Here is a 22,728-nt window from a genome sequence, read left to right as displayed (position 1 = left end):
CCTTTTCTATAACAAAAAGAAACACGTTTTAACGTGTTTCATAATGTGTACTATAGATTGTTCGTTTCAATGAACGTTGTAGTCTCGTAACAAGAATTGCTGCAAATACAGCCTTCAATATATCTCCTGGTAAGAAGACAACACTTAGTTTCGCCGCTTTTACTACACTTATATCCATCACAAAGGCCTGTACGATAACGCCGAAGAAATATACAACAAAAATACCACCAATAATATTAATGAAAAATGATTTCAAAAATGTTACGTTGCGAAGGCGTTCTGCGAAATATCCAATAACAAATGCTCCGATTACATATCCCATTAAATAACCGGCACTTGGTCCTACAAAAACCGAAAATCCACCGCGTCCACCAGCTAACAATGGTGCACCCGCTGCTACAACAAGTAAAAATACGAGTTGGCTAAGAGCACCTAGACGTGATCCTAACAAACCGCCTGAAAGCATGACACCAAGTGATTGTAATGTAATCGGTACAGGTGTAAATGATAACGCAATTGGCGGTATAAATCCTAAAACTGCCATAATAGCACTAAATAAAGCTACAAAAACTAAATTTCTTGTATTCATATTATGTTTTCTCCCGTTTGTAAACTATAAATTAAAATAAGGTAACATATCACATGTGATATGTTACCTTCCTCTTCTTTAATTGTCAACTAAAATATAATTATAGTTAACATTCACTTTCAACCTTCTATATAATATTGCTCCAATTCTTTTCGAAGTGCTTGCTTTAAAAACTTTCCGACTGAAGTTTTCGGAATTTCTTTCATAAAGACAATCTCATCTGGTAGCCACCATTTTGCAAATTGTGGTTTTAAAAAGTCATATAATTCTTCTTTTGTAACAGACTTACCTTGTTTTACGACAATGCATGCAACAGGACGTTCTTGCCACTGTTTATGTGGTACTGCAACAACAGCTGCTTCAAATATTGCTTCATGCGCCATCAAGGCATTTTCTAAGTCAACAGATGAAATCCATTCTCCCCCGCTTTTAATCACATCTTTCGTTCGATCCACAATTTTAATACATCCTTCTTCATCAACCGTAACGACATCTCCTGTATATAACCACCCATCTCGAAATCCCTCTGCTGTTCGTTCATCTTTATAATAACTTGCCGCAATCCACGGAGCACGCAGACATAGCTCACCCATTTCTTGTCCGTCCCATGCTACATCTCCGTTTTCCCCAATAACTTTCATTTCAACACCAGGTACTAAATAACCTTGCTTCGCACGAATCGTAAGCTGTTCTTCATATGGTAATTCACGTTCATAACTTTTTAAACGTGCAAGTGTGACCAGTGGGCTTGTTTCTGTCATCCCATATGCATGCACAAATGGGACATTATATTTTTGTTCGAATGCGGCAATGACACTTTTCGGTGCAGCTGCACCGCCGCATAAAATTCGTTTTATATTTGATAGATCATAACGATTCTTTTCTAATTCTTGCAGTACACCAAGCCAAATTGTTGGGACACCAGCTGCTATTGTTACTTTTTCTTCCTGCATCATTTCTAATAAAATCTTCGGTGTAAACATCGGTCCAGGAAGAACTTGCTTTGATCCAAACCATGTTGCTGCAAATGGTAATCCCCAAGCGTTTACATGAAACATAGGAACAACCGGCATAGCAACATCACTTTCAGAAAGTGCCGTTGTATCTGCAAGTCCAAGCGACATACTATGCAAAACAGTACTGCGATGTGTATAAACGACACCTTTCGGATTACCTGTTGTAGCTGATGTATAGCACATACCAGCTGGCATATTTTCATCGATATCTTTTAAAAACGGAAAATTAGGATTTCCTTCTTCAAGAAGTTGTTCATAGTGGTATGCAGGTTGAAGTGAAGTTTCTGGAAGCTCTTTTTTATCGGTCATGATGATATAAGCTTGTACAGTTGATAATTCCTCTTGAATACTCTCAACAAGCGGTACAATATCTTCATCAATCAGTAAAACGCGGTCTTCTGCATGTTGGATAATATAAGAAATATGTTGAGAAGATAAGCGAATGTTAATTGTGTGCAGTACAGCTCCAATACTAGGAATCGCAAAATATGCTTCTACATGACGATGATGATTCCACGCCAGTGTGCCCACTCGTTCTCCTTGCTTTACACCTAGCTTTTGCAATGCACTAGATAGTCGTCTCGTTCGCTCCCCTAGTTCCTTATACGTTAGGCGTGTAATTGTACTATGTGTACGAGAAATAATTTCTTTCTTTGCAAATAACTTCTCTGCCCTTTCTATCATCGAGCTAATTGTTAATGGTACATCCATCATCATGTTTTTTGTCCCCCTTTATAAAAACGCTTTCATTTTTTGAAGAACTTTATAACGAAACAATTATAAAAAAATAAAAGCCACAACTTATTATTATTTACTTGTTACTTTACATGATCAGACACTCCATCTTTGTTCACGAATACTTTTCTTTCATTTGCTTTTTTCCAAACAAAATACCCTGCTGTTACTACGATTAAAAACGGAATACCCGTTGTAAGAGTTGATTTAAACATGTCAGTAAACCAAGTTGTTATTAAAATTGCAAACATTAATACGGCTCCTAATGTAGTTAAATATGGGTATCCCCACATACGAACTGGTAAATCTCTTCCTCCGGATGCAACCCACTTCTTTCGAAAATATAAATGAGTAACAAAAATCATCATCCATGTAAACATAGCTCCGAACATTGAAATACCCATCATGAGCATGAATGCTTGATTCGGTGAAACAATTGTTAAAATTGTTGCCAGCGCAATACCAATTGTTGAGAAGAATAAAGCTGAAACAGGAACTCCCCTCTTGCTTAGTTGACCAAACCTTGCCGGTGCATAACCAGCCCTAGATAACGAAAACATCATTCGAGTTGTAATATATAATTGACTATTCATTGAAGACAAAGCTGCGATTAAAACAACAAAATTCATAATGCCAGATGCACCTAGAATATGTAATAACTCCATTACTTTAACAAAAGGACTCTTATCAACACCAGCAGCTTTCCAAGGAACAATCATTAACATGAAAGCTAATGTTAAAATATAAAAAATAATTAAGCGATAAATAGTTGAACGAAGTGCTTTAGGAACTGCTTTCTCTGGATTCTTTGCTTCGCCAGCGGTTACAGCAATCATTTCAATGCTTAAATAACTAAATAAAGCTACACAAACCGCAACCCACATGCCCCACCAGCCATTTGGTAAAAATCCACCGGCATTTGTATAATTTTGAATTCCTATTTCTGGATTCGTGTTAGTACCAAATACAACGTAAGCACTTAAAAGAATAAAACCAACAATAGCTACTATTTTAATCATTGAAAACCAATATTCAATCGTTCCAAATAAACTTACACTAGTGGCATTCACAAAAATAAGTAACGCTGAAAAGAGAATAACCCACATCCAACCAGGAGCAGTTGGAAACCAATATTTCATATACACTGAAACCGCTGTTACTTCAGTTCCGACCGCTACTACAATACTTGCCCAATATGCATAGCGCACAGTAAAACCTGCCCAAGGACCTATGTAATGTTCAGCATATGCTCCAAATGACCCAGAAGTAGGATGCGCTACTGTCATTTCTGCTAGACACCCCATTAATAAAAAAGCAATAATAGCCCCAATCCCATAACTAAGTATTACGCTAGGACCAGCCAAGCCAATAGCCATCCCACTTCCTAAAAATAAACCTGTTCCAATTGCTCCGCCGATTGCAATCATAGACAGCTGCCTCGTAGATAGTCCGCGGTGCAAACCTTTCTCTCTTTCTATAATTTCTTGAAAATGCGTTTCTTCCTTCTCCATATAGCCCCTCCATTCCTACTAATAAGTAAAAACTTAGATAAGTATAAAAATAGAACGGTTTATTTGTCAATATTTTTAGAAAATTTAGATAAATATTTATACATTTTTTTCTTGTCTTCGCCTTTAAAAACAAAAGGAAGAGTAATCTCTACACTACTCTTCTTTTTGGGTATTGTATTCATCTCGCAAAATAGCATACATTTTCGTATCTCGATATGCCCCTTTCACAAACATATCTTTTCGAAACGTTCTCTCATATTGCATTCCTAAGCGTTTCAGCACTTGTTCTGATTGAACATTACTAGCATGACACCTTGCTTCAATACGGTTTAACTGTAATGTTTCAAATCCATAATGGATACATGCTTTTGCTGCTTCTGTCGCAATGCCTCGTCTCCAATAGTTTGGCGATAATGCATACGCTAGCTCTGCCTTGTGATGATTTTTGTCATATTCGATAAAACCGCACGTCCCTATGATCCTTTTTTCGTTTTTCAGTTCTATTCCGTAAGCCGCCATTTCTCCTTTTTCATATTGATCTAAGATTGACTGTACGAATATTTGTGAGTCCTGTAATGTTTCATGCGGATACCATACTGTATATGTCGCAATTTCTGGATTTGAAGCATATTCAAATATATCAGCAGCATCTTGTATTGTTAACGGCCGTAAACATAATCGTTCTGTAATGAGTGTTGGATATTTTTCTGAGATATTTCTATACTTCATTCATGTCAGTTCCTTTCTACATCCCTACTTAAAATGCTGTATAATTACCCCTTTACCAGCTTCCACTTCAATTTCTGCAAATGCTCCGTTTATAAATGTAATTTGCGGAGGCATATGACCACAATCTACATCATAAATAATTGGAATTTGAAGTTCATCAGTAAGTTCTTGATATACATCTTCGGCAGTATAATCATTGACTGGATGGTTTGCAGCACTGCGGCCAAATAAAATACCTGAACAATTATCAAACCAACCAGCCAGTTTCATTTGAACCAACGTACGTCGTAAATCAGTAGTAGTTAACTCACAATTTTCAAAGTACCAAATGAACGGATCGTCATGAAAATGCTTCTTCCTAAACTCTTGCACGTTACCAAATGGCGTGCCAATAAGATGTCTAATCACATCGATACATCCGCCAAGCAATCGACCTGCAATTTTCACATTTTTATGCGGAATTGTTTTCCAATTTGTATCTTCTGTCAAATGAAAAACACACGGAGATGGATTATTATGCTGCCATTTCTTTTGATATTTCTCTGAGGAGTATTGGATAATTGAAGCTCCTGTTCCCGTTGATAAAACAGTTTGCCACATCGCTGTTGTATCATCGGAGTATTCGCCCCTTAAATCTACTAAATTTGTTCCGTGAGCAGTCGCTATTCCTGTGTTTAAAGTTATTGCTAATAATAAGGTACTTGTATCCGAGTACCCTAGTATCCATTTCTTGTTTATCTTTTCAAAATCAATTTCTTCTAGTATTTCAATTAATAGTTCACCACCCCAAGGAGGAATGATTATATCAATGTTTTCATCTTGCATCATTTCTATAAATTCATTTGCTCTCTTTTTCGCACTAGAGGACTTAGCTTTCTCCTGTGTCCAAACTGTTTTTCCGCAAACGACTGTATAACCTTTTCTTTCCATACTTTCACAAGACTGTTTAAACATATTATGCAGTGCTACATCTACCCCAGACGAAGGTGCTGTTACACCAATCGTTGCTCCTTTTTGTAAAAATGGATATTTTATCATATGTATTTCCCCATCCTTTTCTATATATCTAGATTTACATTCGTTGGACTACCCTTAAAACCCTTCATTTCAAGCAATCGAAACCGTATCAAATCATTGTTTCTGACTCTCAAAACAGTCTATTCATAAGCTTAATTCGGGACAATATAATATTCACATTTTCAATATAATCAATCACTTATATATTCAAACGCTAATAACAAAGTCTAACACTTAAAAAGGAAGCAGGAAAAATATGTCGTATTAAGTAATAGTAAAAAAATCCGTAAATGACCAGGAAAGGTGAATAAATAAAAATATGAAACATGTTATGAATGTAGAGTTTGCAAAACGATTAGAGCAATCTGAAATAGATATGATGTATTCGAGATTGAAAACCATTCAAGAACAAGAAAATAACCCAATGAGAATTGATATCCAAACTTTCGGAAGTGCAATGGCCTTTTCGGCAAAAGGAATCCCAGGACCTTCTTTCAATACCGTAAAAGGTGTAACGTTTACTGATACAAACAAAATAGATGAGATAATCGATTATTACGAAAAACAAGACATTCCTTGTCGCTTTGAAATTACTCCCGCTCATTCAACTCCTGAGCTATTTGAGTATTTGTCCCAAAAAGGGTTTTATCAAACAGACTTTCATACCACTCTTTATGGAGATGTAACAAAAAATACTATTTCAAATGAGATCATTGTTCGAGATTTAGAAGAATATGAGTTTCACCTCTTCGGAGATATTTATGTAAAAAGCTTTGGTATGCCTACTTTCACCATAGACGGTGTTAGTCAAAATAACAAAATATTATATGGGCAAGAAGGCTGGCATTTTTATTTAGCCCTTATTGAAAACACTCCAGCCGCAATTGGTGTTTTATATGCTAACAAAGGCGTTGCTTCTTTAGCCGCTTCAGCTACTTTACCTCATTTACAAAGAAACGGCTGTCAAACCGCCTTACTTAAACATCGAATGAATGCAGCAAAACAATTAGGTTGCGAATTAATTGTTGGACAAGCGCGTTTCGGAAGCATTAGCCAAAATAATATGGAACGAGCTGGAATGAAAATTGCTTATACAAAGGCAATTTGGACGAAAAGAGACTAACTCACTAGACTGCGAGTTAGCCTCTTTCCTTTGTATAAACCTGCTACTTAATTGGTTTTTCTAATACGTATAAGTCTTCTTCTAAATTTGTAAGTTTATCTGCGACCAGCTTTCTAGCGTCGCCTATCCCTTGATTATATATATGCGGCCCTAGTTCTTTTATCATTTCTTCAATTAAACGTTCCGCTTGAAAACGACCAATCTCTTCTAGCCCTTCCTCTTCAAAAAACTGTTGAATATGTTCTACAAGTGCTTCTTTTTTCTCATTTGGTAATTTCATGAAAATCATGCTATAAATCTCCTTTTTCATTATTAGATAAAATGAAACTTCCATCAGTGGGGGTTTTTCATCCCCCACTGATGGAAAGCTCTCACCAATCGGGCTTTTATGGGCAGTTGTCCCCTACCTATCTTCCTCGCTTCTCTCTGAATCTTACTGCCCGTTAATACGGGATAGACTGCTGCGCAATTCTGCCATTGAAAAACGCGTTCCAGGACACGTCTTTGTTACCCCGTCTAATTCACGATGTCCAAGAACCTGATCACTATCCAAAGTAAACTGACGCATTAATTGTTTACATAACCAATGCAAAGAAATCATTTGTACTGGCGTTGGATCATAGGCGTCAAAATTTCCAGATATGCAAATTCCTATACTCTCAGTATTATATCCTTTCGCATGAGCCCCTATATACAATCCCCTGCCCTCGTAAATCGTACCATCTTCTTCAATAAAGTAATTATATCCTATTCCGCTCCACCCTCGTTTATTTTGATGAAAATCATGTGTCTTATATATGTCCCAACCATTTTCCGCTGTATGATGAATAATAATTTTTGTAACAGCGTGCAATGGTTGCAGCGGATCGCGAAAAGATAGATTCGCTTTCTGAATACGCATAGTCTCACCCTTTACAGATGAATGATAATTGCTGTTTTATCATCTGGACGAACAAACTGTTTCGCTTCTAATTCCTCTATTATTTGTATGTATTGTGTAATACCATGTTCCCACACAAATTGTGCACTTTTTTCTAACGGCCACTCTAGATGAAACAAGCCATCTGAACAAATAAATAAATCTGTAATTTCTTGTCGTAAAAGTTTCCCTTGCTGAATAAACAAAACTGCTTCATTCATCCCATTTGCAACAGAATATCCATTTGGAATATTTGCCATATAACGATTGTAGCTTAATTGCGACTTTCTATCATCAAATATTGTTTCACTCGGAACAAAAAGCCCTTTTTTACGATCTTCTTCACGCTTTTGTTTTGCTCGTTTACTAATTCCTTTCACAGTGTCTTTCGTAAGTACTTGGACTGTTCCATCAATGAATTTAGCAACAATCATACAATCTCCAAGTTGCGCATATTCTATTGTTTTATCTGTTATATGAATAGCGGCAATACACGTACACCAAAGTTGCTCTTTTTTTGTTGTATCAATAGGATAAGATTGCATTTTTTCTTGCAACAACTGATTTGCTTTAGCAACTTCATTTCGCAATGAATCCATACCTGAAATAGATTCAAAGTATTGCTGAAACAAATGCGAAGCTAAGTATGCTCCATTATGCTCATTCTCATCTTGAAACTCAATAAGCGGCGTCGCCCCATCACACACACCATATAACTTTAAATCTTCATTACAAATCAGTGCATCTTCACATTCTCTTTTCAACGGACTTTTTTGCTGAAACACTTGAATTTTCATACTTATCCTCTCCCCCTTTTCAAGAACAGAAATCGCTCCCATTTTTCAAACTAATCTAATTTCCCTAAATAAACTGTTTTCCCTCAAATCTTACAAACTCATATATAATTTTGAATTAATATGAGTTTGTATATAAAGCATTTTTAGTGAAGGACGGGAAAGATATGTATCGATTACTTGGAGTGATTTTAGGTTCTTTAGTTGTAGCACTTTCTTTTAATCTTTTCCTTATTCCCCACAAGATTTTAAGCAGTGGGATTAGTGGAATTGCAATTATCATTGGAATCTTAACCCCATTTAATACTGGAATTGTAAACTTTTTACTGAACTTACCTATTCTTATTTTAGGGTATATTGGACTTGGAAAACGATTTATCGGTTACACAATCGTATCAGTTATCACACTTTCGGCAGCTTTATATGCTATTCCTGTGCATGCAGTGGCAACCGATGCACTACTTTCTTCGTTATTTGGCGGTGTAATTGCCGGGGCAGGTATTGGACTTGTTTTCAACTGCTATGGTTCAACAGGCGGATTTGATGTTATCGGTATGTTACTTTCACGTAAAAAAGATATTCAGCTTGGCGGATTCTTAATCGCACTTAATACTATTGTAATCATTATTTCTGGATTTTTCTTCGATTGGGATACTGCTTTAAACAGTTTATTATCTATTTTTGTTACAGGAAAAGTAATTGATGCGGTTCATACAAAACATCGAAAAATTACTCTAATGATTGTAACAAGTCACGCAGAAAAAATGAAAGAAAAGCTCCTTTCCAGTCTTGTACGCGGGATTACCTTACTCGATGGAGAAGGTGCATACTCAAATGAGAAAAAACACATATTAATGACCGTAATTTCTCGAGAAGAACTAGCTGGAATGAAATCTATAATTTCTGAAGTTGATCCGCAAGCGTTTGTAAACATTACAGAAACAGTCGAAGTATTAGGATTATTTAGAAGAGGTTAAAAGCGAGATGGAATAGTATCCATCTCGCTTTTTTACAACACTTTTCGTTCCATAAATTCAATACGGTTTCCAAATGGATCTGATACATAAAATCTTGTAACATCAGGACGTGCTGTATCGACTATAACGGAAACCCCTTTTTGCGTTAAATCATCTTGAAAATGTTCAATGTGCTGAACATAAAAAGCAGGATGAGCTTTTTGGGCAGGAGAAAAATTTTGTTCTACTCCAATGTGAATCTCTTGATTTCCGCATCGAAACCAACAGCCTCCTCGCTTTCTTAACTCTTCAGGTTTTGGAACTTCTTCTAATCCAAGTATGTCTCCATAAAACGCGCGCGCTTTCTCTTCACATCCTGCTGGTGCTGCTAATTGTACATGATCAATCCCTTGAATCTTAAACGTCATAATATCCCCTCCCTTTACTATCCTTATTATATCAAAAGGTATTTTATAAATAACTTATATACTTATTATGAAGATGTATAAAAAAAACGAAAGAACATCTGATATTTTCAATTATGAAGTGAACCTATCAATAGAACGATTACAGATAATTATTCCTTGCCTATCTTCTTCGTTTTCTCAAAATCTTAAAGAGAAAGACTTACTAACCGTTTTCAGAAAATAAAACTTATAATTTAGAAATATACAATTGAAATTGACTATTCATACTTAGCATGTCTATACTCTTAAAGGATATGACATTAGAAATATTAAATATTTAAAACAAGACATATAAAACAGTAAATCAGCTATCTAAAATCATCATATATATACAGAATATTTATCCGGGGGGATAATGAATGCAACGGAAACGGTTTACGTCTTTTAAAAAAAGTATACATCCAAAAAGACGCTCTATTATTACAAAAAATAAAATGACAGAATGTATAAATGCAACAGAGCATTGCACATCTCTTTTCAAACATAATCCTGATGGTATCTTATCTGTCGATTTACAAGGTAATATATTATGTGCCAATCCTGCAGCAGAAAGAATGCTAGGATATACAGCTAAAGAATTTGAAAAGATGACAATCTATTCTTTCATTACTCCACAACATACAGAACAAAATTTACAAATCTTAAAACATATAATGAATGGAAAACAGCAAGAATATAAATTATCTACGATACATAAAAACGGGCATCCTGTAGAAATAATTTTGAAAAGCTCACCAATTTTTGCAGATCATGAAATAGTCGGCACATATGTAATAATGAAAGATATCATGAAAATTAAACAAATAAACGAAGATGCTATATTAACAAAACAACAACTAGACTCACTTCTAAAAAATACAGTAGATGCCATTGTTGTTCTTGATTTAAAACTTCGGGTAATGAAAGCAAATAAAGCTTTTGAGACTCTATTTGGCTGGACTGAACAAGAAATGCTCGGAGAAACAATACCCACTATCCCAGACTTTTCAAAAGAGAAATACAACAAAATCTATCAAGAACTTGCTAATAACAAACTTTTCACATCACAAGAAACACTTAGAAAGCACAAAAACAGAAATTTAATTAATGTAAGTAATTTTATCTCTCCTGTTGTAAATACATACGGAGAAGTAGTAGCGTTCGTAAGTAGTTTAAGGGATATTACAGAGCGTAAAAAAATGGAACACGCATTAAAAGAAAATGAAAAACGTTTACGGACTCTTATAAATGCAATGCCAGCGTTTATCCTTTTGAAAGATGCAGAAGGAAGATGGCTTGAAGCAAATGATTATGCTATTTCTAGTTTAAATTTTGAAAATGTGCCATATCGCGGCAAAAAAGATAGTGAGTTAATCCAATATAATGAACTATATCGTAACTCCTTTTTATACTGTGAAAAATCTGATGAATTTGCATGGGAGAAAAAAGAAAGCATACGTGGTGAAGAAATTATTATGCATTCTAGTTCCACTCCTCTTATTCTCGATATTATAAAAGTACCTCTTTTTCATCCTGATGGGTCCCGAAAAGGAATCGTCATTATGGGACAGGATGTTACAGATTTGAAGAAAACAGAAGAACTATTGAGAAAATCTGAGAAACTAGCAGTTGTTGGGCAACTAACGGCTGGAATTGCTCATGAAATACGAAATCCATTAACTTCTTTAAAAGGATTTTTGAAATTGTTAGAACCCGATATTATTGAAAAAAACAAATGGTATGTTGATGTCATGTTAAATGAAATTGCTCAAATGGAATCGATCACAAATCAATTTATGGCAATGTCCAAGCCACAAGCTATATCTATAAAGTCCTGTCAAATTCAAACGTTAATTGAAGAAGTAGTAACTTTTATTTTACCAACAGCAATCATGCATAATACACATATCAATATGGATCACGGCTCTGTTTTACCAACAATTCATTGTGATGGAAATCAACTGAAACAAGTATTTATCAATATCTTAAAAAATGCAATAGAAGCAATGCCACAAGGCGGAAATATTTTCATTCAAACAATGCAGATAGAAAAACATTCTATCTTAATCAGCATTACAGATGAAGGTTGCGGCATTCCACAAGATCGTATTTCACGCTTAGGTGAACCTTTCTATAGTTTAAAAGAAAAAGGAACTGGATTAGGTTTGATGATGTGTTATAAAATAATTGAAGAGCATAACGGAAAGTTACAAATTACAAGTAAATTAAACAAGGGAACAACTGTAGATATTCGGTTACCTATCATTTCCGAAACAAAAATGAAATAAAGCGAAACTAACTATTAGTGGGGAGTTCTTCATCATTCACTGATGGAAAACTCTCACCAATTGGGCACATGCCAGCAGTTATCCCCTAGCTATCTTCCTCGTCTTCTCTTAATCTTGAGGTGTAATTATTACTGCCCAAAAATAGCGGGATAAATAAGAAAAGAAAACAGAAACGATACTTTTATTTAGATTCAAGAAATTTGAATCAATCTTGGTTTCAACAAGAACAAATATATAATGTTATACATTATATAAGAATAAAAGAAGAGGATAGATACAAGCAAAATAATTTGTGGATTTAAAACAAAGTTCAACCGTTTATAAAAATGATAAACCGAAATCTATCTGTGATTTCGGTTTTTTCTTTATTATGATAAAAGTTGATATTTAAGAGTGTAACTAATCGCTTACCAACAACCTTTTCAGAAAAGGTAAAATGCCCCTCTTCTATCAGCTAACAACTATTCATTTGTAATCAGTCCTTTAAAAATGATAGCAGTGCTTCATTAAATTCTTTAGCATGTGTTGCATTTAACCCATGTGGACCACCCTTTATTAAAGCTACCTTAGAATTAGGAATTGCTTCATGTGTTAGCTTCCCACTATATTCAAATGGAACAGTTGCATCTGAATCACCATGAATAACAAGGGTAGGTATATTAAATTTGGCTAAATCTCCTCTGAAATCCGTTTTGCTGAAAGCAGCGATACAATCTAGTGTTCCTTTAGGCGATGCACCCGCTGCAATATCCCTATTGTAAAGTCGAAATGGTTCACTGACTAAGTCAGTTCGATCTCCAGCAGCAAAAAATCCTCTCGTAAACTCATCAAGAAATGCTAGGCGATCACTTTTTACTCCATTTTCAAATCCTTGAATTGCTGCATCATCTAATACTCCCTCAGGATGATCTGCTGACTTGTAAAGAAATGGTGGTACAGCTCCTGCAAATACAGCCTTCTCTACTCTATTTGTTCCATAGTTTCCGATGTAGCGAGCTACTTCTCCACCACCCATTGAAAATCCGACCAGTGTGACATCTTGGAGATCCATATGCTCTAGTAACAGGTGTAAATCAGTAGCAAACGTATCATAGTCATAACCGTTCCATGGCTGAGAAGATTTCCCGAACCCTCGACGGTCATAAGTTATGACTCTGTATCCAGCCTCAACGAGAGCAGGAACTTGGTATTCCCAAGATCGACCACTTAATGGCCAACCGTGAATTAATACTACTGGCTTCCCTGTACCATGATCCTCATAATATAGCTCAATGGGCGTTTGATTTTCGGTTCCTACAGTAATTTTTGCCATTCTTCTACCTCCAAAAAATATTCTAATATATATCCTTTTCTTCAATAATCCGGATGAATCTTGTAACCTATTTATGCACGTTTATGTTGTGGACTCTAAGCATGAAACTCTATTGTTCCGATGAATTCATTTTCTGTTTTTGTAACAATTCCCCATCTAATACCTTTTTTCATCATGAAATAATTGCTGAACATTCCTCATATTCAATTCTAATAACAAAAATAGGTGACTATCAATATTGTTCTATCTATAGAATGTATAGGTAAAACCAATCAATTTTATGGTGAAAATAACTATAGTTACCATCTATAGAAATTATAGATAATTTAGAATTGATTAATGAATTGGTTTTCAAATACTATAAGTTTGTATAGCGCTTCATGTTCTGTGAATGCTGCTATAACTAATATTAACGGTCAGTTTAGTTACAAACTAATCGTAACAAACGAAGAAATTTATGATAATATTCCACTGTTTAAACTTTCTTCGATTACTTAATTTTTAGGAGGAATACATAATGTCTGATCTCTATTCTCGTATTAACAAAGATGATGCTGTCGTTCTTTTAGTAGATCATCAAACTGGTCTTATGTCCGGACTAGTACGTGACTATGGTGTTGATGAATTCAAGAACAATGTTTTAGCTCTTGCTCACACTGCTAAGTTTTTTGATTTACCAGTTATTTTAACAACAAGCTTTGAAAACGGACCTAACGGACCTTTAATGCAAGAATTGGTTGATCTCTTTCCTCACGCACCAAAAATAGCTCGACCTGGACAAATTAACGCATGGGATAATGATGATTTTGTAAAAGCAATCGAAGAAACTGGAAAAAAACAACTTATCATCGCGGGCGTAGTTACGGATGTTTGCGTTGCTTTCCCGGCACTTTCCGCTATAAAAGCTGGATATGAAGTATTTGCTGTTACTGATGCTTCAGGAACTTTCAGTAAACAAGTTGCAGATGCTGCCAATACGCGTATGGCACATAGTGGCGTGCAACTTATGAACTGGTTTAGCGTAGCGTGCGAATTACAACGCGATTGGCGCAACGATGTCGAAGGTTTTGGCAATTTGCTTGCTAGTAATCTTCCAGGTTATCAAAATATAATTGGAAGCTATATGGGAGCTCAGCGAGATCTTAGTAAACAAAATGCATAAATTTATTCCTAAGAAATAGCTATAAATCACTTTTTTTAAAGTGGATAGTATAAATTTAGCGCTGATTTAATCAGCGCTCCCTTTTAAATTAAGAAGTATAGCAAGCTTTTATTTTTACGATTACAGCTTAAATTAACAGAAAATATAATTGTTTCAAAAAAATTTATTTGAAACAATTCAAAAAAAAAAAAAAAAAAGGAGTGTTTTATTATGAGTAATTTAGAATTGTTAACCCCGGAGAACAGTGCATTAATTTTGATCGATTTTCAGCCTCAAATGACTTTTGGGGTTGCAAGCATTGACAGACAAACATTGATTAATAACGTTATGCTGCTTGCTAAATCAGCAAAAGCTTTTAACGTACCTACTATTCTTACTACAGTTGAAACACGCAGCTTTTCTGGTTATTTTTGGCCACAAATTCTTGACATACTCCCAAACCATGAAATTATAGAACGTAGTTCAATGAACTCTTGGGAAGATCCAAAATTTGTTGAGGCAGTTAAAGCAACAGGTAGAAAGAAATTGATATTTGCAGCACTTTGGACTGAAGTTTGCCTTGCATTCCCTGTGCTTGAAGCAATTAAAGCTGGCTATGAAGTTTATGCAGTTGATGATGCTTCAGGTGGTACTAGTTTGACAGCACATAATGCTGCTATGCGTCGTGTAGAACAAGCTGGAGCAATCCCAGTGACAGCAATTCAAGTTTTACTTGAATACCAACGTGATTGGGCACGCAAAGACACTTATGATGCTGTTATGGAAATTGTAAAAGAACACACTGGCGCTTATGGTCAAGGCGTGGAATACGCATATACTATGGTACATGGCGCGCTTCCAAGCAGAAAAATATGAAACAAGAAAGAGTAACTGTCGGAGAAACTCATACAGGGAACACGATGGATGCTGGCGGTACAGTAACAACGATTGTTACATGGAAAATTCAAGAAGGTAGAGAAAAACAGTTTGAAACATGGAGACATGAAATCGAAGCTGCCGCTACTAAATTTCCAGGGCATTTAGGCGTAAATCTAATAGTCCCCAATAACGGATCCAGGGAGTATACTGTTATTTTTCGCTTTGATACGTATGAACATCTACGTGCTTGGCAAGAATCAGATATTCGTCGAGATTTGTTAAAAAAGGCAGAACAATTTCAAGCTACTAATCCAACTTACAAAACTGAAAGCAGTTTGGCTTATTGGTTTGTTACTCCGAAAACGCCAGTTCCACCGCCAAAATGGAAAATGTCTATTGTTACCCTTCTGGGTGTATGGCCTCTTAGCATGTTGGTTCCTAAAGTGATAGGACCTATTATAAAAAATATGAATCCTATTATGTCAGCTTTTTTTGTTTCTGTATGTATAGTGTCCTTACTATCATGGGTAGTCATGCCGATTCTCGGTAAAACATTTCATCCATGGTTACAAAATAATAGGAAGTAGATGAGGTGTGAACATGAATTTACCGGATATGATCTTATATAACGGAAAAATCACTACCCTTGACCCATCTCAACCTGAGGTATCGGCTATCGCCATAACTGATGGTTTAGTCACTGCAGTAGGTGGAGATGAGCTTCTTGATAGTGCCACAGAAAAAACCAAAAAAATAGACCTTAAAAGAAAGAGAGCTATTCCGGGCTTGAATGACTCTCATATACACGTTATTCGTGGAGGTCTTCATTATAATATGGAATTGCGCTGGGAAGGTGTGCCATCACTTGCTATTGCTCTGGAAATGCTCAGAGAGCAGGCAAGGCGTACACCTGCTCCTCAGTGGGTAAGAGTAGTTGGAGGTTGGTCTGAATTTCAATTTAAAGAGAGACGGATGCCAACTTTGGAAGAGATTAATGCTGTTTCTGAAGACACGCCTGTCTTTGTGCTACATCTTTACGATAGAGCACTTGTAAATCGTGCAGGGCTGCGTGCACTGGGATACACAAAAGATACCCCAGACCCTCCAGGCTGTTTAATTGAGCGGGATAAACGAGGTAATCCAACGGGGCTTTTAATTGCCAATCCAAACGCTTCTATTCTTTATTCAAGTTTGGGTAAGGCTCCAGTACTTAATTTTGACGACCAGATTAACTCAACTCGCCATTTTATGCGCGAATTAAATAGATTAGGTATTACAAGTGCTATTGACGCAGGTGGTGGGTTCCAAAATTATCCTGATGATTACAAAGTTGTTGAACATTTAGCGGAGAAGGAACAATTAACTTTGCGTATTGCGTATAATCTATTTACGCAAAATCCAAATCATGAATATGAAGACTTTGCTTCATGGGCAAAAATTGTTTCTCCGGGTCAAGGAAATGATAAGTATAAAATGAATGGTGCCGGAGAAATGTTAGTATTCTCGGCAGCCGATTTTGAAAAATTTCAAATGCCGCGGCCCGAACTAGCTACGGTGATGGAAGCTGACTTAAAGAAAGTAATTTCTCTATTGGTGGAAAACCGTTGGCCATTCCGTTTACATGCAACTTATGACGAGTCAATAACACGTTTCTTAAATGTTTTTGAGGAAGTCAACAGAGAAATTCCTTTTAATGGTCTACGCTGGTGGTTTGATCATGCAGAAACAATCTCAGAGCGTAGTATGGAACGTGTTAAGGCTTTAAATGGCGGTATCGCCATCCAAGACCGCATGGCTTTCCAAGGTGAATACTTTGTTGATTTATACGGAAAAGAAGCTGCAAAGCGTACTCCTCCGATTTATCGTATGCTAGACCTGGGTATACCTGTTGGCGCCGGTAGTGATGCAACCAGGGTTTCCAGCTATAACCCTTGGGTTGCTCTTTACTGGATGGTTGCCGGAAAAACCATTGGTGGTCTTTCGATATACGATGAAAAAAATAAACTTGACAGAAAAGTAGCCCTGGAACTATATTCCAAAGGAAGTGCGTGGTTCTCTGGTGATGAAGGTAAAAAGGGAACCCTTGCAGTAGGTCAGTTTGCTGATATTGCTGTATTGTCTGCTGACTACTTTACTGTGCCGGAAGAAGAAATCAAAGACCTTGAATCATTACTCACCATTATGGGTGGGCAGGTTGTTTATGGAAATGATGAATTTAAAAATTTGTCACCTGAATTGCCGCCAGCATCACCTGATTGGGCACCGACGGGAGTTTATGGTTATGGTGGTGCTAACCTAGCCCACAATATACTTTCTCACGATGCCCATGATCACAAGTTACATAGTTGCAGTAACCCTCTCCATCAACACACTCATACCGTAATAGGAAAAGATGGAACTAAATGGGGTATTGGTTGTACTTGCTTTGCTTTCTAAGTCAGAACCACCGGTCTAATGCCGGTGGTTTTCTTTCTACAATAAGGGTTTGAGGTCGAGGACGGGCCCAAATGGTAATGGTATTAAGATCATATGCATGACTGCTAATCTCAAAATAATAGATGTAGCCGTGTCAAAAGACTTGAACCTTAACATTGGAAGGACTCAGCTCTTAATAAAATGAGGAACAGGCGCATATGAAAAGATACTTGGCTGATTTGATTTTTCCATTTTTCCTTAAATAAAAATCAATGGTATTCCCTTTTGAATCGACTGCACCATACATATACATCCACTGCCCTTTGACTTTAATATAGGTCTCATCCCAAGATTTATAGATTATTTTCAATTCCCCTGAAGTTTTCGCACTAGAATCATTATTGTTTCTATTATACTGATACTTTTTCAGGATCATTTAACTTCTGCATAAAGATACGTGCTGCAAAACTTAAAAATTTATCATCAAAGTGAATAAGATTAATATCTTGACTTGGTGTTGGATCAACAATACGAACTATGCTCAAAGAATCACTATTAACATAATCAACCAGTGAGAGTGGTATTATGGCAACCCCATGTCCATTGCATACAAGACTCAATAGAGAAATAGAAGATTTTGTTTCTATATTTGCCTCAGATAAAGATAACCCTAAATTTTCACAATATATCTTAATTGATTCACGACAACTGTTTGAAACCATTATTCTACTCAGCCCTACTAATTCTCGAAAAGAAACAAATGATTTTTCATTCAAAGGATGATTTTTTGGAATCACAAGGACGAGCTCTTCGCTATACAAAAGTGTGCTTGTTAATGTGTCTGGAGTTTGAAAACTACGTGTGATCCCTATATCAATATTTTTTTCAACGATTTGATTTACAGCAACTTCTGATTCTATGATTTTTACTAAGATGTTGGGATAATGTTGTTGAAATTGCATTATATAAGGTGTTAAATAGGTGAGGTCCTCTAATAACCCTCCTATAGTAATCACACCTCTTTTCACACCCTTTAATTCAAAGATCTCATTATGAACCTCATCAAATAGCTGCATGATAAATTTACCTTTATCAAATAGTAACTTACCTGCTTCTGTAATTTTGATACCTCTTCCAACTCGATGAAATAAAGGTGTATCAAGTTCACCTTCTAACACACGTATTTGTTGACTTAAAGTCGGCTGTGAAATACCTAGAACTTCCGCAGCTTTAGTAAAACTACCATTATTACAAACCTGAATAAAATACTCTAAATGTCGTAATTCCATTCTTGGCACCCACTCTCAGCTTTTATTAAAAATTCACTCTTAAAAGAACACTTATCCCCTGCACTATATAAGTAGAGCAGGATTCCTTTATGAATCTTAATTTTTAATTTCCTCACTAGTAAAATGATAATAACCGCAATCAATCCAACAATGTGAATAAGAACGCTGGCTTTATAGTTTCCTATAACTTCTGATAAGATGTCGTTTACTGGGATTATAAGTGCGATGAGAGCACCAATAAGTGCGGAAAGTAATTTATACATACCGCTTCTCCCTTGCATTTTTTAGGTTAATTTATCATGATTGGATTAACGAGTATTATGACATATGTCATAATCCAGAGGGGATTTTTTACTTTTATTTAATTTATGTTTAATTAGGATATTACTAATTCGAGATATATGTTCAAAAATTTATAGTTCTTGCGCATAATATCCTAGTTTTTTCAACTGTTCGATTATCACTTTTTTCTCACTAGAGTCCAAACCACCAAATATTTGCCGAATCGCCTCTTTATGCTGAGGGAAAATAGTATCCATCAATTCAATACCTTCTGAAGTAATTGACGCATACGTGACACGGCGGTCTTTAGGACATGGTTTTCGTATTAAGAACCTCTTCTTTTCCAACTTATCAACTACATACGTGATACTGCTACTTGCAAGTAATATTTTGTCTCCAATTTTTTGTATAGGCTGATCGCCTTTATTGTATAGTAACTCAAGAACTGCAAATTCAGTTGGATTAAGTCCATAACTTTTTATATCTTCTTCAATACGCTTTGTGATTGACTGTACTGCTCGTGATAATATAATAAATAACTTTAAAGATAAATTCTCATCATTATTAATCACACTCATAATCACCAACCCCTTGGAAAATACTTCTAATTCGAGATTTATTATATGATCGTCAAAATATTATGTCAATAATTCATTTTAGTTTTATCAAACCACTTATAATTTATTTCTCAACATGAGACGTATGGAATCCTAATAAATTAATTGGTAATATATAGACATCTCAATTGCGTTATTTCTTTTAAAGAGAGCTTGTTTTCTGACACAAGCTCTTTTTTATCATAGCCTACATAGAATTCGGAGATATTTTACATGGTGAGTTTTGTACCCTTACAGCGATAGAGACAAAAAATCTGGTTCTGGTGCAAAAACCTCAAAACAATTGCAATTAATCTCTAAAGCTTGGACATACCAAAAATTAAGCAGTCAGACGAATCCTGACTGCTAAAGTTTGATTAAAGAACTATTTCTCCGTGGCAAAATAAAGCAGTGCTATGATCGGAAAAGCGATTCCCATCCATAATGCTGCACCCCATCCACCTGAGGCGTATGCCCATCCTCCGATAGAGGATCCAACAGCACCACCCAAAAAGAAAATGGCCATGAATAATCCGTTTAATCGACTACGAATTTCTGGCTCCAAAGAGAAAATCAAACGTTGACTAAGCACAAGGTTTGCGGATACTCCCATGTCCAACAGAATAGCTGCAAATACTAAAACGGCTATTCCAACGGGCGAGCTACTCCGAATCATGAGTGGTAGTAATAAAGAAATGATAACAACAGCGAGAGCTATCCCAGTGGCAAGCCGAGTCCATCCGCGATCAGCTAGACGGCCACCTACTGGCGCAGCTACCGCACCCGCAACTCCGACAAGCGCATACAGTGCTATATCTTTCTGAGAAAAATGAAAAGTAGGGCTAGACAATAATAACGGAACAGTAGTCCAGAATAAGCTGAAAGTCCCGAATACACACGCATGATAAATTGCGCGACGGCGTAAGATTGGGGTAGTTCGCAGTAGTTTCCACATTGAACCGAGTAAGGCTGTATAGTTTGTGTTTGCCATTGGCCTCCTAGTAGGGAGTACTTTTAATAATATGATCGCTAAGAGAAGAATTACTGCCGCAGACAAGGCAAATATTGCATTCCATCCCCAAATGTCAGCTACTAGGCTTGATATCGGACGCGACAGCATGATGCCAAGTAACAGACCACTCATGACATTACCAACAACGCGGCCGCGTGTAGCTTCTGATGCAAGGTATGACGCAAAAGGTACGAGGACTTGTGCTGCGACCGATCCCAATCCGATGAAGAATGAAGCCACTAGGAAAAGAATGCCGTGTTTCACAAATACTGTGGCAGTCAGGGCAACTGTACTTAGAAGTAAAGATATAACTACTAGCTTTCGGTTTTCAACAATATCTCCTAAAGGCACAAGAAATAGTAAGCCGACAACATATCCAATTTGAGTTAGCGTTACAATCAATCCAGCACTACTAGTAGAAAGCCCAATTGCAGAGCTAATTAATCCAACTAAGGGCTGTGCATAATAAAGATTAGCTACAATGATACCACATGCAGTTGCTAGAAGTATGGTTAACCCTGTTGAAATATTTTTATCAATTATTTGATTTTTTAAATTAGACATAGTTAACTCCTCCTATACCATTATCCCGAAGTTCTTGAATCATCTTGGCAAATGCTGCCGCAGTGTTAGACGCCATTTTACTAAATTGAGTCTGAACTGCATCCAACTCTTCTTTCAAGACTTTCAATTGTGCCATCTCTCTCTTCTCCTTTCCCATGTATTATTGTAATAAGTTCTTGTGGAGTCTTATGCTTAGTTGCATCAGTTAACATTGTAAGATTTTTTGAATTTTAAATACTAAACGTTTAGTTCATTAATTAAAATAAATAATATACTAAACGTTCAGTTTTGTAAATAGGCTATTTTATTTTTTATTCAAATTAAGTATACTAAACGTATAGTTTATATTTTGGAAGGAATGATTAATGTGCAAAGTAAAAGAGGTCGGCCGCGTAATGTCGAAACGCATAAGTCTATCCTTTCCGCATCCTATGAGTTATTGTTGGAAACGGGCTTTAAAGCGGTCACGGTCGATAAAATTGCAGATCGTGCTAAAGTTAGCAAGGCCACGATTTATAAATGGTGGCCTAACAAGGCAGCCGTGGTAATGGATGGTTTTCTTTTTGCTGCCGCTGCCAAATTGCCTGTGCCTGATACGGGCTCGGCATTAAATGATATTCTAATTCACGCCACGAGTTTAGCCAGATTTTTGACAAGTCGGGAAGGGACCATTATTACGGAGTTAATAGGCGAAGGGCAGTTTGATTCAAAATTGGCTAAGGAATATCGTACCCGATATTTTCAGCCCCGGCGACTCCAAGCTAAGCATCTTCTGGAAAAGGGAATTCAGCGAGGAGAATTGAAAGAAACTCTCGATATTGAATTAAGCATCGATCTCATTTACGGGCCGATTTTCTATCGTTTGCTCGTAACTGGCGAAAAGTTGGATGATTCCTATGTGCATCATTTGGTGATGAATGCGTTTGAAGGAATCCGATTGACATGAATAACATTCGAACAAAAATTTATTTACCACGAAATTGCCGATTCTCCGCTCTCTCCATATAAGCCGTCATGACCTTTCATCACTTTAATATAGCTGAGCGATATCGACCACTGGAGAATCGAAGAACACTTTTTGAATCTATACCTGACCGATAAACTGGGTTTCCAAC

Annotated in this window: 22 protein-coding genes and 3 pseudogenes; 9 read left to right on the top strand and 16 right to left on the bottom strand. The window is 36.3% G+C overall.

Features of this window, described 5'->3' with window-relative positions; all coding sequences use genetic code 11:
- Window positions 1-28 precede the first annotated feature (28 nt).
- From AB1279_RS09540 to AB1279_RS09520, 5 genes are all read right to left on the bottom strand, one after another.
- Window positions 29-589 (bottom strand): biotin transporter BioY, encoded by a 561-nt coding sequence (locus AB1279_RS09540; RefSeq protein ID WP_429758537.1) that lies wholly within the window; start codon window positions 587-589, stop codon window positions 29-31.
- Window positions 590-708: 119 nt separating this feature from the next.
- Window positions 709-2,322, bottom strand: coding sequence for a long-chain fatty acid--CoA ligase (locus AB1279_RS09535; RefSeq protein ID WP_429758536.1), 1,614 nt, complete (start codon window positions 2,320-2,322; stop codon window positions 709-711).
- Window positions 2,323-2,423: 101 nt separating this feature from the next.
- Window positions 2,424-3,851, bottom strand: a complete 1,428-nt coding sequence (locus AB1279_RS09530; protein ID WP_429758535.1) for an amino acid permease — start codon at window positions 3,849-3,851, stop codon at window positions 2,424-2,426.
- Between the two features lie 153 nt (window positions 3,852-4,004).
- Window positions 4,005-4,580 carry a GNAT family N-acetyltransferase gene (locus AB1279_RS09525; protein ID WP_429758534.1) on the bottom strand — a complete coding sequence of 192 codons (576 nt, stop codon included), beginning with the start codon at window positions 4,578-4,580 and terminating at the stop codon, window positions 4,005-4,007.
- A gap of 24 nt (window positions 4,581-4,604) precedes the next feature.
- Complete coding sequence (locus tag AB1279_RS09520) at window positions 4,605-5,618, bottom strand: S66 family peptidase (protein ID WP_429758533.1); 1,014 nt, start codon at window positions 5,616-5,618, stop codon at window positions 4,605-4,607.
- 298 nt (window positions 5,619-5,916) lie between these two features.
- Between AB1279_RS09520 and AB1279_RS09515 the strand changes: the two genes are divergently transcribed.
- Window positions 5,917-6,720: a GNAT family N-acetyltransferase gene (locus AB1279_RS09515; protein WP_429758532.1), complete on the top strand. Its 804-nt coding sequence runs from the start codon at window positions 5,917-5,919 to the stop codon at window positions 6,718-6,720.
- 43 nt (window positions 6,721-6,763) lie between these two features.
- Here the strand turns inward: AB1279_RS09515 and AB1279_RS09510 are convergent, their stop codons facing one another.
- The 3 genes from AB1279_RS09510 to AB1279_RS09500 form a co-directional block, all read right to left on the bottom strand.
- Window positions 6,764-7,009 (bottom strand): DUF2164 domain-containing protein, encoded by a 246-nt coding sequence (locus AB1279_RS09510; RefSeq protein ID WP_429748741.1) that lies wholly within the window; start codon window positions 7,007-7,009, stop codon window positions 6,764-6,766.
- Between the two features lie 144 nt (window positions 7,010-7,153).
- Window positions 7,154-7,621 carry a peptidoglycan recognition protein family protein gene (locus AB1279_RS09505; RefSeq protein WP_429758531.1) on the bottom strand — a complete coding sequence of 156 codons (468 nt, stop codon included), beginning with the start codon at window positions 7,619-7,621 and terminating at the stop codon, window positions 7,154-7,156.
- Window positions 7,622-7,632: 11 nt separating this feature from the next.
- Window positions 7,633-8,436: a protein phosphatase 2C domain-containing protein gene (locus AB1279_RS09500; RefSeq protein ID WP_429758530.1), complete on the bottom strand. Its 804-nt coding sequence runs from the start codon at window positions 8,434-8,436 to the stop codon at window positions 7,633-7,635.
- Between the two features lie 164 nt (window positions 8,437-8,600).
- Here AB1279_RS09500 and AB1279_RS09495 point away from each other — a divergent pair, with 164 nt between their 5' ends.
- Window positions 8,601-9,410 (top strand): YitT family protein, encoded by an 810-nt coding sequence (locus AB1279_RS09495; RefSeq protein ID WP_429758529.1) that lies wholly within the window; start codon window positions 8,601-8,603, stop codon window positions 9,408-9,410.
- 32 nt (window positions 9,411-9,442) lie between these two features.
- Here the strand turns inward: AB1279_RS09495 and AB1279_RS09490 are convergent, their stop codons facing one another.
- On the bottom strand, window positions 9,443-9,817 hold the full coding sequence (locus AB1279_RS09490; protein ID WP_429758528.1) for a VOC family protein: 375 nt from the start codon (window positions 9,815-9,817) through the stop codon (window positions 9,443-9,445).
- 398 nt (window positions 9,818-10,215) lie between these two features.
- On the opposite strand from AB1279_RS09490, the pseudogene AB1279_RS09485 reads away from it, so the two are divergent.
- Both AB1279_RS09485 and AB1279_RS09480 read left to right on the top strand, forming a co-directional pair.
- Window positions 10,216-10,656 (top strand): annotated as a pseudogene (locus AB1279_RS09485) (PAS domain S-box protein); the annotation flags it as partial.
- Between the two features lie 42 nt (window positions 10,657-10,698).
- A pseudogene (locus AB1279_RS09480) lies at window positions 10,699-12,123 on the top strand (PAS domain-containing sensor histidine kinase); the annotation flags it as partial.
- A 475-nt stretch (window positions 12,124-12,598) separates the two neighbouring features.
- Here AB1279_RS09480 and AB1279_RS09475 read toward each other — a convergent pair.
- On the bottom strand, window positions 12,599-13,435 hold the full coding sequence (locus tag AB1279_RS09475) for an alpha/beta fold hydrolase (protein WP_429758527.1): 837 nt from the start codon (window positions 13,433-13,435) through the stop codon (window positions 12,599-12,601).
- A gap of 517 nt (window positions 13,436-13,952) precedes the next feature.
- Between AB1279_RS09475 and ycaC the strand changes: the two genes are divergently transcribed.
- The 4 genes from ycaC to AB1279_RS09455 all read left to right on the top strand — a co-directional run bounded on the left by ycaC (window position 13,953) and on the right by AB1279_RS09455 (window position 17,891).
- Window positions 13,953-14,597: an isochorismate family cysteine hydrolase YcaC gene (gene ycaC / locus AB1279_RS09470; protein ID WP_098308570.1), complete on the top strand. Its 645-nt coding sequence runs from the start codon at window positions 13,953-13,955 to the stop codon at window positions 14,595-14,597.
- Between the two features lie 210 nt (window positions 14,598-14,807).
- On the top strand, window positions 14,808-15,452 hold the full coding sequence (locus AB1279_RS09465; RefSeq protein WP_377885081.1) for a hydrolase: 645 nt from the start codon (window positions 14,808-14,810) through the stop codon (window positions 15,450-15,452).
- Entirely contained in the window at window positions 15,449-16,042 is a 594-nt protein-coding gene (locus tag AB1279_RS09460) for an antibiotic biosynthesis monooxygenase (protein ID WP_429758526.1), read from the top strand. Before AB1279_RS09465 ends, AB1279_RS09460 begins: the two co-directional genes overlap by 4 nt.
- A 13-nt stretch (window positions 16,043-16,055) precedes the next feature.
- Entirely contained in the window at window positions 16,056-17,891 is a 1,836-nt protein-coding gene (locus tag AB1279_RS09455) for an amidohydrolase (protein ID WP_429758525.1), read from the top strand.
- Between the two features lie 175 nt (window positions 17,892-18,066).
- On the opposite strand, the pseudogene AB1279_RS09450 reads toward AB1279_RS09455, so the two are convergent.
- The 6 genes and pseudogenes from AB1279_RS09450 to AB1279_RS09425 form a co-directional block, all read right to left on the bottom strand.
- A pseudogene (locus AB1279_RS09450) lies at window positions 18,067-18,240 on the bottom strand (DDE-type integrase/transposase/recombinase); the annotation flags it as partial.
- Between the two features lie 40 nt (window positions 18,241-18,280).
- A complete protein-coding gene (locus AB1279_RS09445) occupies window positions 18,281-19,159 on the bottom strand; it encodes a LysR family transcriptional regulator (RefSeq protein ID WP_429758524.1) in 879 nt (292 codons plus the stop codon).
- On the bottom strand, window positions 19,141-19,422 hold the full coding sequence (locus tag AB1279_RS09440) for a DMT family transporter (RefSeq protein ID WP_429758523.1): 282 nt from the start codon (window positions 19,420-19,422) through the stop codon (window positions 19,141-19,143). The genes AB1279_RS09445 and AB1279_RS09440 overlap by 19 nt, the downstream gene beginning before the upstream one ends.
- Window positions 19,423-19,572: 150 nt before the next feature.
- Complete coding sequence (locus tag AB1279_RS09435; RefSeq protein WP_429758522.1) at window positions 19,573-20,019, bottom strand: MarR family winged helix-turn-helix transcriptional regulator; 447 nt, start codon at window positions 20,017-20,019, stop codon at window positions 19,573-19,575.
- Between the two features lie 403 nt (window positions 20,020-20,422).
- Window positions 20,423-21,613 (bottom strand): MFS transporter, encoded by a 1,191-nt coding sequence (locus tag AB1279_RS09430; protein ID WP_429758521.1) that lies wholly within the window; start codon window positions 21,611-21,613, stop codon window positions 20,423-20,425.
- Complete coding sequence (locus tag AB1279_RS09425; RefSeq protein ID WP_429758520.1) at window positions 21,606-21,749, bottom strand: hypothetical protein; 144 nt, start codon at window positions 21,747-21,749, stop codon at window positions 21,606-21,608. Before AB1279_RS09425 ends, AB1279_RS09430 begins: the two co-directional genes overlap by 8 nt.
- 231 nt (window positions 21,750-21,980) lie before the next feature.
- Between AB1279_RS09425 and AB1279_RS09420 the strand changes: the two genes are divergently transcribed.
- Complete coding sequence (locus AB1279_RS09420; RefSeq protein WP_336483484.1) at window positions 21,981-22,559, top strand: TetR/AcrR family transcriptional regulator; 579 nt, start codon at window positions 21,981-21,983, stop codon at window positions 22,557-22,559.
- Window positions 22,560-22,728 lie beyond the last annotated feature (169 nt).

It is taken from the genome of Bacillus sp. S14(2024) (assembly GCF_050473785.1).
In the GTDB taxonomy this organism is placed as follows: Bacteria; Bacillota; Bacilli; order Bacillales; family Bacillaceae_G; genus Bacillus_A; species Bacillus_A yunxiaonensis.
Note: the sequence above shows the minus strand (reverse complement) of the source record. Positions and strands in the feature narration are given on the sequence as shown.